Source organism: Agrobacterium sp. 10MFCol1.1 (assembly GCF_000381165.1).
Lineage (GTDB): Bacteria > Pseudomonadota > Alphaproteobacteria > Rhizobiales > Rhizobiaceae > Agrobacterium > Agrobacterium tumefaciens.
In genome coordinates this window covers 70,923-84,642 of sequence record NZ_KB906084.1, presented here as the reverse complement: position 1 = coordinate 84,642, position 13,720 = coordinate 70,923, and the positions used below count along the sequence as shown (strand labels likewise).

The 13,720-nt window shown below is 59.6% G+C and carries 17 protein-coding genes; 15 read left to right on the top strand and 2 right to left on the bottom strand.

Translation table 11 applies throughout. The annotated features are described in order from the left end of the window. Positions 1-71: 71 nt before the first annotated feature. The 8 genes from rpe (at position 72) to F617_RS0124675 (ending at position 5,823) form a co-directional block, all read left to right on the top strand. Positions 72-749, top strand: a complete 678-nt coding sequence (gene rpe / locus F617_RS0124710) for a ribulose-phosphate 3-epimerase (protein WP_003515995.1) — start codon at positions 72-74, stop codon at positions 747-749. A 61-nt stretch (positions 750-810) separates the two neighbouring features. Next, positions 811-1,347 (top strand): hypothetical protein, encoded by a 537-nt coding sequence (locus F617_RS0124705; protein WP_013636387.1) that lies wholly within the window; start codon positions 811-813, stop codon positions 1,345-1,347. A 107-nt stretch (positions 1,348-1,454) separates the two neighbouring features. Then, a complete protein-coding gene (gene purB, locus F617_RS0124700) occupies positions 1,455-2,762 on the top strand; it encodes an adenylosuccinate lyase (RefSeq protein ID WP_019567096.1) in 1,308 nt (435 codons plus the stop codon). 69 nt (positions 2,763-2,831) lie between these two features. After that, complete coding sequence (locus tag F617_RS0124695; RefSeq protein WP_003516000.1) at positions 2,832-3,395, top strand: alpha/beta hydrolase; 564 nt, start codon at positions 2,832-2,834, stop codon at positions 3,393-3,395. A 183-nt stretch (positions 3,396-3,578) separates the two neighbouring features. Continuing rightward, on the top strand, positions 3,579-4,343 hold the full coding sequence (gene purC / locus F617_RS0124690) for a phosphoribosylaminoimidazolesuccinocarboxamide synthase (RefSeq protein WP_003516002.1): 765 nt from the start codon (positions 3,579-3,581) through the stop codon (positions 4,341-4,343). A 55-nt stretch (positions 4,344-4,398) separates the two neighbouring features. Beyond that, positions 4,399-4,641, top strand: coding sequence for a phosphoribosylformylglycinamidine synthase subunit PurS (gene purS / locus F617_RS0124685; protein ID WP_003495372.1), 243 nt, complete (start codon positions 4,399-4,401; stop codon positions 4,639-4,641). A gap of 19 nt (positions 4,642-4,660) precedes the next feature. Then, entirely contained in the window at positions 4,661-5,332 is a 672-nt protein-coding gene (purQ, locus tag F617_RS0124680; RefSeq protein WP_003516005.1) for a phosphoribosylformylglycinamidine synthase subunit PurQ, read from the top strand. Positions 5,333-5,415: 83 nt separating this feature from the next. After that, positions 5,416-5,823 (top strand): hypothetical protein, encoded by a 408-nt coding sequence (locus tag F617_RS0124675; protein ID WP_019567095.1) that lies wholly within the window; start codon positions 5,416-5,418, stop codon positions 5,821-5,823. 132 nt (positions 5,824-5,955) lie between these two features. Here the strand turns inward: F617_RS0124675 and F617_RS0124670 are convergent, their stop codons facing one another. Beyond that, the gene (locus F617_RS0124670; protein WP_003516008.1) at positions 5,956-6,261 is read right to left on the bottom strand and encodes a DUF1127 domain-containing protein; all 306 of its coding nucleotides are present in this window, start codon (positions 6,259-6,261) and stop codon (positions 5,956-5,958) included. A 93-nt stretch (positions 6,262-6,354) separates the two neighbouring features. On the opposite strand from F617_RS0124670, the gene F617_RS0124665 reads away from it, so the two are divergent. From F617_RS0124665 to F617_RS0124650, 4 genes are all read left to right on the top strand, one after another. Further along, positions 6,355-7,773, top strand: coding sequence for a PLP-dependent aminotransferase family protein (locus F617_RS0124665; RefSeq protein ID WP_019567094.1), 1,419 nt, complete (start codon positions 6,355-6,357; stop codon positions 7,771-7,773). Positions 7,774-7,880: 107 nt separating this feature from the next. Continuing rightward, positions 7,881-8,471, top strand: coding sequence for an acyloxyacyl hydrolase (locus F617_RS0124660; RefSeq protein WP_019567093.1), 591 nt, complete (start codon positions 7,881-7,883; stop codon positions 8,469-8,471). Between the two features lie 114 nt (positions 8,472-8,585). After that, positions 8,586-10,820, top strand: a complete 2,235-nt coding sequence (gene purL / locus F617_RS0124655) for a phosphoribosylformylglycinamidine synthase subunit PurL (protein ID WP_003516011.1) — start codon at positions 8,586-8,588, stop codon at positions 10,818-10,820. Between the two features lie 16 nt (positions 10,821-10,836). Further along, positions 10,837-11,070: a BolA family protein gene (locus F617_RS0124650; RefSeq protein ID WP_003516012.1), complete on the top strand. Its 234-nt coding sequence runs from the start codon at positions 10,837-10,839 to the stop codon at positions 11,068-11,070. 136 nt (positions 11,071-11,206) lie between these two features. Here the strand turns inward: F617_RS0124650 and F617_RS0124645 are convergent, their stop codons facing one another. Continuing rightward, a complete protein-coding gene (locus F617_RS0124645) occupies positions 11,207-12,355 on the bottom strand; it encodes a hypothetical protein (RefSeq protein ID WP_019567092.1) in 1,149 nt (382 codons plus the stop codon). 109 nt (positions 12,356-12,464) lie between these two features. Here F617_RS0124645 and F617_RS0124640 point away from each other — a divergent pair, with 109 nt between their 5' ends. The 3 genes from F617_RS0124640 (at position 12,465) to grxD (ending at position 13,617) form a co-directional block, all read left to right on the top strand. Further along, positions 12,465-12,716, top strand: a complete 252-nt coding sequence (locus F617_RS0124640; protein WP_019567091.1) for a hypothetical protein — start codon at positions 12,465-12,467, stop codon at positions 12,714-12,716. Further along, on the top strand, positions 12,713-13,144 hold the full coding sequence (locus tag F617_RS0124635; protein WP_019567090.1) for a hypothetical protein: 432 nt from the start codon (positions 12,713-12,715) through the stop codon (positions 13,142-13,144). The genes F617_RS0124640 and F617_RS0124635 overlap by 4 nt, the downstream gene beginning before the upstream one ends. 137 nt (positions 13,145-13,281) lie before the next feature. Further along, positions 13,282-13,617, top strand: coding sequence for a Grx4 family monothiol glutaredoxin (grxD, locus tag F617_RS0124630; RefSeq protein WP_003516034.1), 336 nt, complete (start codon positions 13,282-13,284; stop codon positions 13,615-13,617). Positions 13,618-13,720 lie beyond the last annotated feature (103 nt).

The following is a 13,720-nucleotide window of genomic DNA, read 5'->3' as shown; positions in this document are numbered from 1 at the left end:
ACAAGCCGTTTCAAACCCTGATACTTGATGCTAAAGGCAGCTTACGCAACGCGTCGAGAGGAGTTTGCCCCATGTCCCTGCCCATCCGGATTGCACCGTCCATTCTGGCGTCCAATTTCGCCAAGCTGGGACAGGAAGTCGCCGATGTGACGGAAGCGGGCGCAGACTGGATCCACCTCGATGTCATGGACGGCCATTTCGTGCCAAACATCTCCTTCGGTCCTGACGTCATCAAGGCGCTCCGCCCGCACAGCAATGCCTTTTTCGACTGCCACCTGATGATTGCCCCCGTCGATCCCTACCTCGAAGCCTTCGCCAAGGCCGGCTGCGACGGCATTACCGTCCATGCGGAGGCAGGCCCGCATCTCCATCGCTCACTCCAGACCATCCGCACGCTCGGCAGGAAGGCCGGCGTGACGCTCAACCCCGCCACGCCGCTTTCGGTCATCGAAAACGTGCTTGACGATGTCGATCTCGTGCTGATCATGAGCGTCAATCCCGGTTTCGGTGGACAGAAGTTCATTCCGGCCATGCTCGACAAGATCCGTGCGGCAAAGGCCATGATCGGCGACCGGCCGATCGAACTTGAAGTGGACGGCGGCGTGACGGCGGAGACAGCCGGCGCCATCGTCGCAGCCGGTGCCAACGCACTGGTGGCCGGTTCGGCCGTCTTCAAGGGTGATGGCGTCGCAGACTATCGCAAGACGGTTTCGTTGTTGCGCTCGGTGTCGGAAGCCGCCCGGTCCTGACCCGCCACAGCAGCCGGATACACCGGAGACGGGACGGCAGGACGTTTGGGTGGGGGCTTTGATGAACAGCGACAGGCGGAATTTCCACGACGTCATCCCGGCAGCGCTGTTTTCGCTCCTCGCTCCGCTTGTCTGGGCCGCCATCTCGGCAGCCACCGCTACCCTCGGCCTCTATCTCCGCAACCGGCTGGAAACCGACCATGCCGCCGATATCGCCGTGCTGTTCTTCTTCGGCGGTCTCCTGGGCTGGCCGCTGGCCATGGTTGCCTTGCGCTTCCTGCCCGCATCCACCAGCCTGCCGCTGCGTTTTGCGGCAAGCTGCCTTGCCATCGCTTTTTTCACGATCGCGGTCGCGGCGGCATTTTTCGCGCTCCAGTACCGCATCTTTTATGCGCAATGGCATGCGCCGGCATTTTCCCGCATCTGGTTTTTCCAGCAATTTTTCACCTCGCTTGGCGCGATCTACCAGTTCTGCATTCTCGGCCTCGGCCTCTATTTTCCGTTTGCCGCCATTCCGCTTGCGCTGGCAGGCGCCATCCTTTGCCGCCGTGCGCACAGAGCGCCACGCGTCCGTTCGGACGTACACCGGACGCTCTAGCATTTTGAATGTACGCATCGAGCCGATGCGCAGGCTTGATAGATTGAGATTCGCGGAACACTTTGCTAAACGGGCAGCAAAATTCCTCCACAAAGAAAGTCATTGCCATGATCCCTCGTTACTCCCGGCCGGAAATGGTCGCCATCTGGTCGCCGGAAACAAAATTCCGCATCTGGTTCGAGATCGAGGCGCATGCCTGTGACGCGCTGGCCGAGCTCGGCGTCATTCCGAAATCGGCCGCACAGACCATCTGGGAAAAAGGCGGCAGCGCGACTTTCGACGTCGCCCGTATCGACGAGATCGAGGCCGTCACCAAACACGACGTCATCGCCTTCCTCACCCACCTTGCGGAATTCGTCGGTCCCGACAGCCGCTTCATCCACCAGGGCATGACCTCGTCCGACGTGCTTGATACAACCCTCAACATTCAGCTCGTCCGCGCCGCCGATCTGCTGCTTGCCGATATGGACCGCGTGCTGGCGGCGCTCAAGACCCGCGCTTTCGAACACAAGAACACGGTACGCATCGGCCGCAGCCACGGCATCCACGCCGAGCCGACCACGATGGGCCTGACCTTCGCCCGCTTCTACGCCGAGATGCATCGCAACCGCGAGCGTCTCGTCAATGCGCGCGCGGAAATCGCCACAGGCGCGATCTCCGGTGCTGTCGGCACCTTCGCCAATATCGATCCGCGCGTCGAGGAACATGTCTGCGCAAAGCTCGGCCTCGTGCCCGAGCCGGTCTCCACGCAGGTCATCCCGCGTGACCGCCACGCCATGTTCTTCGCCATCCTCGGCGTCATCGCCTCGTCGATCGAAAACGTCGCCATCGAAATCCGCCACATGCAGCGCACCGAGGTTCTGGAAGCGGAAGAGTTCTTCTCTCCCGGCCAGAAGGGTTCGTCGGCGATGCCGCACAAGCGTAACCCGGTTCTCACCGAAAACCTCACGGGCCTTGCCCGCCTGGTGCGCATGTCGGTCGTTCCCGCGCTTGAAAACGTGGCGCTCTGGCATGAGCGTGACATCAGCCACTCCTCTGTGGAGCGCGCCATCGGCCCCGACACCACAGTCACCCTCGATTTTGCGCTGAACCGCCTTGCCGGCGTCATCGAAAAGCTGGTGATCTATCCCGACAACATGCTGAAGAACATGAACAAGTTCCGCGGCCTCGTGCACTCGCAGCGCGTTCTTCTGGCGCTGACGCAGGCCGGCGTTTCCCGCGAGGACGCCTACCGTCTGGTGCAGCGCAGTGCCATGAGGGTCTGGGAACAGGGTGCGGATTTCCTTGAGGAACTGCTGGGCGACGAGGAAGTGCGCGCCGCCCTTCCCGAAAACGTCATCCGCGAAAAATTCGACCTCGGTTACCACACCAAGCATGTCGACACGATCTTCGCCCGCGTCTTCGGCAACGCCTGAGGCGAGGCTCCCGAAGTTAATGCCGTCGCGACCTTGATCGTGACGGCATGAAACCACAGATATGGGCCCATGAAAGTTTCAGAAGCAGATATTCTCATCGTACCGGGTTACACCAATTCCGGTCCTGACCACTGGCAGACACGCTGGGAGCGCAAGCTTTCGACAGCGCGCCGCGTCGAGCAGGCTGAATGGTCAAAACCGGTGAAGGAAGACTGGATCGCGCGGCTGGTGGAAGAGGTTAACGCCTCGACCAAGCCCGTTGTCATCGTCGCTCATTCGCTGGGTGTGCCGACCGTCATCCACGCCCTTCCGGAAATCGGCAAGAAGGTTGCAGGCGCGCTTCTGGTGGCGCCGCCGGATGTCGCCAATCCCGATATCAGGCCGAAACATCTGATGACCTTCGGTCCCTATCCGCGCGATCCCTTGCCGTTTCCGGCAATCACAATTGCCAGCCGCAACGATCCCTTCGGATCCTACGAGCATGCCGACGATATTGCCGCCGCCTGGGGTGCGATGTTGGTGGATGCAGGCATGTCCGGCCATATCAACGCCGAGTCTGGCCATGGCCCCTGGCCCGAGGGTGGCATGGTATTTGCCCAGTTCCTGAGCCGCCTCAAGGTGAACGAGCCCTGACCATCGCGGCCAGCCGCTGAAGCCGGTCGATTTTCGGCCGGGCAACATTCTTCCGCCCGACACAAGAATTGAAGGGAAGATATGCGAGCCGCATTGTAGAATGCACTCTTTTCCTTTATGGGACCGCTCAAAGACAGAAACGCAACGCCACCAGAATCGGCGTGAACCAAGAGACCTGCCATTATGAACCGTCGCCGCCGTATTTACGAAGGCAAGGCCAAGATCCTCTACGAAGGTCCGGAGCCAGGCACGCTTATCCAGTTCTTCAAGGACGATGCGACTGCCTTCAACAAGAAAAAACACGAAGTCATCGACGGCAAAGGTGTGTTGAACAACCGGATTTGTGAATATGTCTTCACCCATCTGAACAAGATCGGCATTCCCACACACTTCATCCGCCGCCTCAACATGCGCGAGCAGTTGATCAAGGAAGTCGAGATGATCCCGCTCGAGATCGTCGTGCGCAATGTCGCCGCCGGCTCGCTGTCGAAGCGACTCGGCATCGATGAAGGCGTGGTTCTGCCGCGCTCCATCATCGAGTTCTACTACAAGTCCGACGAGCTGGAAGACCCGATGGTCTCCGAAGAGCACATCACGGCCTTCGGCTGGGCCAACCCTGCCGAGCTTGACGACATCATGGCACTGGCGATCCGTGTCAACGACTTCCTGTCCGGCCTGTTCTTGGGCGTCGGCATCCAGCTGGTCGACTTCAAGATCGAATGCGGTCGCCTGTTTGAAGGCGACATGATGCGCATCATCCTCGCCGACGAGATTTCGCCCGATAGCTGCCGCCTGTGGGACATCGAGACCCAGAAAAAAATGGACAAGGACCTGTTCCGCCGCGACATGGGCGGCCTCGTGGAAGCCTATTCCGAAGTGGCACGCCGTCTCGGCATCATCAATGAAAACGAACCGATCCGCGGCACCGGCCCTGTCCTGGTAAAGTAATTTCGGCCTCGTGAAATAATATCGGCCTAGCAAGGTAAAATCAGGAGAAGATCAGGTGATCAAGGCACGGGTGACTGTTACGCTGAAGAACGGCGTTCTCGATCCGCAGGGCAAGGCAATCGAAGGCGCGCTCGGCAGCCTCGGTTTCGGTGGCGTCGGCCATGTCCGTCAGGGCAAGGTCTTCGACCTGGAACTGGAAGGTGCAGACAAGGCCAAGGCCGAGACCGACCTGAAGGCGATGTGCGAAAAGCTCCTGGCCAATACGGTTATCGAAAACTATTCTATCGCCATTCTCTAAGCCGCAGGAGCCGCCGACCATGAAATCCGCTGTCGTCCAACTTCCCGGCCTCAACCGCGATCGCGACATGATCGCGGCACTCACGAAAATCTCCGGCAAGGCGCCCGTCACCATCTGGCAGACGGAGACGACTATCCCGGATGTCGACCTGATCGTCATTCCGGGCGGCTTTTCCTATGGCGACTATCTGCGTTGCGGCGCAATTGCTGCGCGCATGCCGGTCATGCAGGCCATTCGCGAAAAGGCTGAACAGGGCGTCAAGGTTCTCGGCGTCTGCAACGGCTTCCAGATTTTGGTCGAAGCGGGCATGCTGCCGGGCGCGCTGATGCGCAACGCCTCACTGAAATTCGTCTGCCGCGAAGTGAAACTCGAAGTCGTCAACAACGACACCGAATTCACCCGCGCCTATGACAAGGGCCAGGTTCTGCGCTGCCCCGTCGCCCACCACGATGGCAACTATTTCCTCGATACGGATGAGCTTAAGTCCGTCGAAGACAACGGTCAGGTCGTTTTCCGTTATGCAGATGGCACCAATCCGAACGGTTCGCTGAACGACATTGCCGGCGTCATCAACGCCAAGGGTAACGTTCTCGGCATGATGCCGCACCCGGAAAACCTGATCGAAGCTGCCCATGGCGGCAATGACGGCCGTGGCCTCTTCGCCTCGGCGCTTGGCGTTATCGCAGCCTGACAAGCGGGCGGGCCATGCGCCTGCCCTCTTCCCGATGATGCTTTTTATGGCTCCAGTTTTTGGCCCTTACCTTGGATGACGCGATGAAACGCCTGCTCCGTTCCCACGCCCCGAAGGCCGCTGGATTGCTTCTCGCCGCAGCAGCGCTTGCTGCGTGCCAGCCCAAGCCGCAACCGGCATCGTCCTCCGCATCCCGTGCGGCATTACCGACGATGGAGCGAATCGCGCTTGGCGCCAATGCTTGCTGGTTCAAATCGGGCGATCCGGCGTTCAAGGCCTATCGCCTGGCGCCCGAACTCAACTCCTTCTCGGGCCGTCCGCGCATTCTGCTCGTACCGCGCAACAGCCCGGAATCGCGCCCGATGCTGGTTATTCAGGCAGAAGGCAACCCGGCAAAGCTCGACGCCTTCGGCCCCGTTATGAACGAAGCCATCTCCGGCCGCATCGCAACCGACGTCAAACGCTGGGCGAATGGCGGCAAGGGCTGCTGATCGGGCAAAACTGCGCTAAAAGCCGGCCAAATACAAAAAAGACCCGCCGACGCCGGTTGGGACTGGCGTGGCGGGCCTGCCGAATGGCTGTTCAGGCACCGGGGAAAGATGGCGCCGCTCTCCGGCAGAAAATCAAAGCGGCCGCGACGGCCATGAAAACAGCTGCGATCTCGCGGCCTCCTTCAAGGCCTCGTCCCGCGTAACGCCGATATCGTCCAGAAGATCGTCGGACAATTCCCGCAAGGCAAGCCGTCCCTGACGTTTGCCATGCCAGTTGGACAATCCCGCAATCAGGCGGCCAATAAGCGTGTGAGCGATCCGGGCCGGAAAGGGCGACGGTGCGACCATGTCGCCGGTATCGCGGAACACGCGTTCCCGTTCGTAGCCGTCAGGATAAAGCGTATCCGCTGTCGAAAGGTATTGATCCATCTTGCGCATATTGCACCTATTGTCTCCGTGCGTTTGATCTCATTGACTGCATCCGATAAATACAATTGACTTGCGGACAGATACAATGCATAAATTGTCACCATGACAAATTGGCTTCCCGATATCACCGAGGGCAACGGCCCCATCTACCTTCGCCTCGCGGACAAGATCGAAGGCGCAATTTCGGATGGCATCTTGCAGGCCGGGTCGAAATTGCCGCCGCAACGCAATCTCGCTTTCGATCTGGGCGTTACAATCGGTACAATCAGCCGGGCATATGCCCTCATCCACGAACGCGGCCTCGTCAGCGGCGAAGTCGGCCGTGGCACCTATGTCAACGAGCGTAAGGCTGCCGCCCCATTATCACGCGTGGAACCGACGGCATCGGCATTCGGCGGCACGCGCTACGCGGTGGACACCAGCGCCGAATTCCGCCTGAACACCACGGCCGCTCCCGATGTCGGGCAGAGCGCGCTGGTCAGCAAACACGTCGAGGCCGTGACGAAAGAGCATCCGTTCGAAATTTCCAACTACACCCGCTCCTTTCCCGACAACTGGTGCATGGCGGGCGTTCGCTGGCTTTCCCAGAATGGCTGGTCGCCGAAACCGGAAAACATCGTTTCGACGCTTGGCGCCCATGCTGCGGTGATGAGTGTGGTAACGGCAATGACCGCGCCGGGCGACCGTATCGTTTTCGAACCCCTCACCTATTCCCATATCAGCCGCAGCGCCGCCCTTGCCGGACGGCGGGTGACACTGGTGGAAGTGGATGAGAAAGGCATTATCCCCGATGATTTCGAGCGCGTTTGCGCCCAACAGCATCCAAAAATGATCTTCCTGATGTCGGCGGGCCAGAACCCGACCTGCGCCACCCTGCCCGAGGAGCGGCGGCGGGCGATCGCCGATATCGCCCGCAGATACGGCGTATGGATCGTGGAGGACAATCTCTATGGCGCCATGACGCGGGATGCGATCCCACTCATTGCGGAATTCGCGCCCGATCTTACCTTCGTTGTCGGCGGCCTGTCGAAATCCGTTTCCGCCGGCGTCAGGGGTGGCTGGGTCGCCTGCCCGGCGCAATTCGCCTCGAGAATTCGCATTTCGCATTCGATGATAACCGGCGGACTGCCGTTTATGCTGGCCGAACTGAATGCACGCCTCGTCAACAGCGGCGACGCAGACGACATCCGCAAGGACTGTATCGCCGAGATCAACCAGCGCGAGGCCCTCGCCAGACGCATCTTTGCAGGGCTGGAATTCAACTCCCTGCCGGACATCGCCTTTCTGTGGCTGAGGCTGCCTGAACCGTGGCTGTCTGGAACCTTCCGCAGCGCTGCCATGAAGGAAGGTGTGCTGATAGACGACGAGGACGAGTTCAAGGCCGGGCGCACGGAGAAGGTTTACCACCGTGTCCGCATCAGTCTTTCCGGGCCGTCAAACCAGGAAGAACTGAAGCATGCCCTGGGTATCCTGCGGCATTTGCTCGACAATGGTTCAGCCGGCTACGAAAGCGAGGCGTGAGCGGGAACGAGTCTTTCCTGCAACACGCCCCCTAATTCAGTAACTCATTATTTACCACGCCGACGAATCTGCCATCCTTTCCCTACTTCGGAGCGGGGAATGATTCGATGGCAGCATTCGGTTCCATATCCGGCAGGGCATTTGTTGCTCTCGCGATGGTTTTCGCAGCATGTGTGTTGAGTGACATGACGCCGGCCGCCGCCGCAGACGGCACGGTGTTCGATGAATTGCGTTTCGGGGTCACAACCTCGCTCGCCGATCGCAATGGTGGCGGCGAAGATGGGGTATTCCCGGCCTTTACTGCCTATTTCGATCCTTTCGCGAGCGCCTCGGCCGTCACCTTTGGCGAAAAGCTTGCCCGACCGCGTCTGCATCTGGGTGCGGAAATCGGCACCGAGGGCGAAGCAAATACCATTTACGGCGGTATCAACTGGACCTTCGATCTCAATCCGAAGATTTTCGTCGACCTCGGCTTTGGCGGCCTGTGGCATGACGGCAAGCTGCGAAACGGTCCGGGCGAAACTGGCGCGGAATTCGGTTGCCGCGTGCTTTTTCATGAATATGCCGCCATCGGATATCGCTTCAACAGCAACTGGAATATTTCGACCCAGATCGAACATGCCTCCCATGCCAATCTGTGCGATGGCCCCAATGACGGGCTGACGCGTGTCGGACTTATGGTCGGCTACAAGTTCTGAATAACCCAACAAAGCAGCGTTTTGCTGGCAAAACTGCGCATTTTCCTGTCGCACGGAGAGGCCTCTTGCGCTAAAGAACCGGAAACTTTCCTCGGCTCGAACCGCGTGAGACCTATGTCGATTCCAAACTCCATCAAGATCACCCCGGAACTCGTTGCATCCCACGGGCTGAAGCCCGACGAATACCAGCGTATCCTCGACCTGATCGGACGGGAGCCGAGCTTTACCGAGCTTGGCATTTTCTCGGCCATGTGGAACGAGCACTGCTCCTACAAGTCCTCTAAGAAATGGCTGAAGACCCTGCCCACCACGGGCCCGCGTGTCATTCAAGGCCCCGGCGAAAATGCCGGCGTAGTGGATATCGATGATGGCGACTGCGTCGTCTTCAAGATGGAAAGCCACAACCATCCGTCCTACATCGAGCCCTATCAGGGTGCGGCAACCGGCGTCGGCGGCATCCTGCGCGATGTCTTCACCATGGGCGCACGCCCGATCGCAGCCATGAATGCGCTACGTTTCGGCGCACCCGACCATCCGAAGACCCGCCACCTCGTGGCTGGCGTCGTCGCCGGTGTCGGCGGTTACGGCAACTCCTTCGGCGTGCCGACCGTCGGCGGCGAAGTGGAATTCGATCCCCGCTATAACGGCAACATCCTCGTCAACGCCTTTGCCGCCGGACTTGCCAAGTCCGATGCGATCTTCCTTTCGGAAGCCAAGGGCGTCGGCCTGCCGGTGGTGTATCTCGGTGCGAAGACCGGCCGCGACGGCGTCGGCGGCGCGACCATGGCCTCTGCCGAATTTGATGAGTCGATCGAAGAAAAGCGCCCAACCGTTCAGGTCGGCGACCCCTTCACCGAAAAGTGCCTGCTGGAAGCCTGCCTCGAGCTGATGAAAACAGGTGCGGTCATCGCCATTCAGGACATGGGTGCCGCAGGCCTTACCTGCTCGGCCGTCGAAATGGGCGCCAAGGGCGATCTCGGTATCGAACTTGATCTCAACGCCGTACCGGTGCGCGAAGAGCGCATGACGGCCTACGAAATGATGCTGTCGGAAAGCCAGGAGCGCATGCTCATGGTTCTCGAGCCCTCCAAGGAAGAAGTCGCCAAGGCGATCTTCGTCAAATGGGGCCTGGACTTCGCCATCGTCGGCAAGACCACCGACGACCTGCGTTTCCGCGTGCTGCACAATGGCGAGGAAGTCGCCAACCTTCCGATCAAGGATCTCGGTGATCAGGCTCCGGAATACGACCGCCCGTGGACGCCCGCCAAGGTTCAGGCTCCGCTTGCGGAGAACGACGTTCCTGATGCAGACATTGCCGACGCATTGGTGTCACTGGTCGGTTCGGCCAACAACTCCTCGCGCCGCTGGGTCTACGAGCAGTATGACACGCTGATCCAGGGCAATTCCCTGCAGCTGCCGGGTGGCGATGCCGGCGTTGTCCGCGTTGAAGGCCATGACAAGAAGGCGCTGGCCTTCTCCTCCGACGTGACACCGCGTTATGTCGAGGCAGACGCCTTTGAAGGCGGCAAGCAGGCCGTGGCCGAATGCTGGCGCAACATCACCGCAACCGGCGCTTTGCCGCTCGCGGCCACCGACAACCTCAATTTCGGCAATCCGGAAAAGCCCGAGATCATGAGCCAGCTCGTCCATGCCATCAAGGGCATCGGCGAAGCCTGCCGCGTACTGGAATTCCCGATCGTTTCCGGCAACGTCTCGCTCTACAACGAGACCAACGGTCAGGCGATCCTGCCCACCCCCACCATTGGCGGCGTTGGCCTGCTGAAGGACTGGGGCCGTATGGCGCGCATCCGCTTTGCCGCCGCGGACGAAGTCGTGCTGCTGGCGGGCGCGCCTGCCGGTCTTGGCACCCATATTGCCCAGTCCGTTTACATGCGCGACGTGCATGGCCGCATCGATGGCCCGGCACCGCATGTCGATCTGGAAGCTGAAAAGAGAAATGGCGATTTCGTCCGCGCCCTTATCGCAGACGGTCTTGCCACAGCGGTTCACGATTGCTCCTCGGGCGGCCTGGCTCTCGCGGTTGCCGAAATGGCAATTTCCTCCGGCATCGGCGCGACGATCGACGCGGTCGAGGGCCATAACCCCGTCCTCACCTTCTATGGCGAAGATCAGGGTCGTTATGTGCTGACCGTCAAGAAGAGCGATCTGGATGAAGTGCGCGCGGCAGCGAAGGCAGCGGGCGTTTCCTGCCCCGCGATCGGCGTCACCGGCGGCTCAAGCGTAAAGCTGGGCACGGCACGCGCTATCGAGATTAAAGAATTGCACTTGGCCTATGAATCGTGGTTCCCTCAATTCATGGATGGCGAAACTCTAATCGCCGCAGAATGAATTAAGGAGATACACCATGCCCATGAAACCCGGCGACATTGAAGACATGATTAAGGCGGGAATTCCCGGGGCAAAGGTCACGATCCGCGATCTGGCCGGTGATGGCGATCATTACGCGGCAGAAGTCGTCGCGGATGCTTTCAAGGGCAAGACCCGCGTGCAGCAGCACCAGATGGTCTATGACGCGCTGAAGGGCAATATGGGCGGTGTTCTGCACGCCCTTGCCCTGCAGACCTCGGCTCCCGAATGACTGCGCCCGGAAAAGCGTCTCCGGCAGGACGGTTTCACTGTCCTTGCCGCGGTAACGCTTGAAGCCATGGATTGAAAAAGGCCCGCGTGAGACTGTCACGCGGGCCTTTTCTTTTCCGGCAAATGGCGCGTGCCGCTTACAAAACAGGTGGCTGCTGCGATTCCAGATCGGCAAAGGAGGCAGCCGGCAACGGCCCAGCCGTCAGCAGGGTAAAATCGTAACCGGACTTGCGGTCCGGCCCCAGAACATATTGTCTGTGCATGCGCAGGAAGTTGCGCTTGTTCTTTTTGTAGCGTTCGGGTGAAAGCGAGTGCTTGAAACGGATCGGCACGATCTTCGGCTGCGGCGCATCCTTGTGCCCGGTCAGCGCCACGGTGTTGCAGCGGTAGAGGTGGATCGGATCCGTCAGGCACTGGATATCGAACCATGTCACTTCAGGGTGACGCGCAATCACGCCGACGCTCTGGCGAAGCCGGTCCGCACTCGACAGCAGCGCGCATTGCAGCGCAGCGCCACCGAGCGTCGCAAAGGACAGCTTCCGGCCATCCAGCGCATCTGGCCGCAGTTCCAGCACACGGCCTATCACGGCGAGCGCCAGGCTGGCGCCCATGCTATGCGACACGACCAGAACCTCCTCAGACGGCTGCTCCAGCGCTTTGAGAACGAGGGCTGCCTTCTCTTCAATCCAGTTGCGGGCAATCGGCTCATCGCGCCCGACGGCCAGCGCAAAGCGCCAGTCGGCATAAAGATGCAACGTATGAAACCGCTCGGCGAAAGGCAGAAACGCCTTCACGAAGAACAAGGCCGCAGCGGGAAGACTGATCGCAAGCAGCCAGAGCGGCAAACCGAACAGCCATGGCGAGAGCGCGATCCCCGCCGCAAGCGCACCACCCACCAGCATCAGCAGAAATGGGAAAATGAAGAACAGGCCGAAACGCCAGGCATGACGGAGGTAACGCCCTGCCCCACCTTCGGCGACGATACCGGCCGCAGCCGCAAAGCCTAGTGCGATCTGCCGCCAGAGTGGCGCATCCCGCAGGCGCGATATCACCGCATTGTGGTCGTAGACGAAGATCGTGGAACGCGTCCGCCAGTCGCCGGCCGAGGCCTCCACCGAGAATGTTTCGCCAGCCGGCGAGTTCTCCAGCGCACCCACGGCATAATTGACATCCCACGTCTTGCCAGCAAGCGCTGCCGCCCGCTGATAGCGCAGATGATGCGCAGCCGCATCGAGCGGATCGAAGCCCGGGAAATAAAGAACAAGTCGTGACTTGACGGTCGTCATGCATAAACCCTCGGGCTGGAGACACCCGAAAGGATCGCTTGATACAGTGGGCGATGCACGTATAGTAAAAAACGCGACGGAAATATGATTTATTTGTTGCGAGGGAATTTTGTCTGGGATCGTCGATCAATTGCTAAACGGCGTCGTTAAAGGCGCTCTGTCCGAAGTCCTCGCCAAGACAGGCCTTCGCAAAACCCGCCGCATCCGCCGCCGGACCAAAAGCAACTCGTCCCTCGCAGGCGGCATCGTCGGCTCCGTGCTGGAAGCGGCAATCAAAGCAGCCGTCAAACCCAAGCCGGCCAAAAAACAGGTGAGCAAAAGACGCACCGCCGCCGCCCGCAGCAGACAGCGGCTTCGATGATGCATCACCTCAGAGTGCTTCCCACCTTTTTGGTGTTGGCGATTTCGGGGCCGCTACAAGGTGCCGCAGAGGTTAAGAGCAGCAAAGAGATCAAGATCGGCTTCGTCGTGGAGCTTGATGGTGCTGATCGGATATCCGGCACAGCCTTCTGCAAAACCGGCAACACCTGCCGCCTGGTGGACCAGAAAAGTCCAAAGTTAATTCTCGATATTGAAGTGAACAGTTTCTATAGCGAAATGGAGATTGACTGTGAGGACGATTGCTCGCTGCCGGGCGGAATGCAAGCCATAACGTTCGATAGCGCTCGCGAATTCCATATTTCGGAAGGCGAAACAGGTGTATTGATACAATCAGTCTTCAGACGGTGGAAGCAGATCGGAAAAATAGTTCTCGACTTTTCTTACCCGAAGAGAACGACGCGCTGGTAGCGGGGTTGCGACCTTCACTTATCGATACCACACCAGCGCATTTTTTACGCTTCCCGGGTGGAAATCGCGCCGCGACATGTTATTTAGGGACAAAGTCAAAGCAGCGGCCTTGAACCGCATGTGAAAGGAATAGGCCTATGAGCGGCATTCACGATATGATCGACAGCGAAGTGAAGAGCAACGACATCGTTCTTTTCATGAAGGGCACCCCGCAATTCCCGCAGTGCGGTTTTTCCGGTCAGGTCGTACAAATTCTCGACTATCTTGGCGTCGACTACAAGGGCGTCAATGTGCTCGCCGATGCCGACATCCGTCAGGGCATCAAGGATTATTCCAACTGGCCGACCATCCCGCAGCTCTACGTCAAGGGCGAATTCGTCGGCGGCTGTGACATCGTAAGAGAGATGTTCCAGTCCGGTGAACTTCAAAATCACTTCCAAGAACAGGGTATCAGCGTCCGCGGCGCGGCCTGATTTCGGCCGGTTCATCCGGCCCACCCTGATTGTCAGAAAACTTATGCCAGGCGTTGCTTCATGCAACGCCTTTGCCGTTCTTTTTGGGGCAATCCTGTGACAG

Excerpts from the sequence above, each read along its gene's own strand:
- rpe (WP_003515995.1), top strand. The coding sequence starts at position 72 with ATGTCCCTGCCCATCCGGATTGCACCGTCCATTCTGGCGTCCAATTTC.
- F617_RS0124705 (WP_013636387.1), top strand. The coding sequence starts at position 811 with ATGAACAGCGACAGGCGGAATTTCCACGACGTCATCCCGGCAGCGCTG.
- purB (WP_019567096.1), top strand. The coding sequence starts at position 1,455 with ATGATCCCTCGTTACTCCCGGCCGGAAATGGTCGCCATCTGGTCGCCG.
- F617_RS0124695 (WP_003516000.1), top strand. The coding sequence starts at position 2,832 with ATGAAAGTTTCAGAAGCAGATATTCTCATCGTACCGGGTTACACCAAT.
- purC (WP_003516002.1), top strand. The coding sequence starts at position 3,579 with ATGAACCGTCGCCGCCGTATTTACGAAGGCAAGGCCAAGATCCTCTAC.
- purQ (WP_003516005.1), top strand. The coding sequence starts at position 4,661 with ATGAAATCCGCTGTCGTCCAACTTCCCGGCCTCAACCGCGATCGCGAC.
- F617_RS0124675 (WP_019567095.1), top strand. The coding sequence starts at position 5,416 with ATGAAACGCCTGCTCCGTTCCCACGCCCCGAAGGCCGCTGGATTGCTT.
- F617_RS0124670 (WP_003516008.1), bottom strand. The coding sequence starts at position 6,261 with ATGCGCAAGATGGATCAATACCTTTCGACAGCGGATACGCTTTATCCT.
- F617_RS0124665 (WP_019567094.1), top strand. The coding sequence starts at position 6,355 with ATGACAAATTGGCTTCCCGATATCACCGAGGGCAACGGCCCCATCTAC.
- F617_RS0124660 (WP_019567093.1), top strand. The coding sequence starts at position 7,881 with ATGGCAGCATTCGGTTCCATATCCGGCAGGGCATTTGTTGCTCTCGCG.
- purL (WP_003516011.1), top strand. The coding sequence starts at position 8,586 with ATGTCGATTCCAAACTCCATCAAGATCACCCCGGAACTCGTTGCATCC.
- F617_RS0124650 (WP_003516012.1), top strand. The coding sequence starts at position 10,837 with ATGCCCATGAAACCCGGCGACATTGAAGACATGATTAAGGCGGGAATT.
- F617_RS0124645 (WP_019567092.1), bottom strand. The coding sequence starts at position 12,355 with ATGACGACCGTCAAGTCACGACTTGTTCTTTATTTCCCGGGCTTCGAT.
- F617_RS0124635 (WP_019567090.1), top strand. The coding sequence starts at position 12,713 with ATGATGCATCACCTCAGAGTGCTTCCCACCTTTTTGGTGTTGGCGATT.
- grxD (WP_003516034.1), top strand. The coding sequence starts at position 13,282 with ATGAGCGGCATTCACGATATGATCGACAGCGAAGTGAAGAGCAACGAC.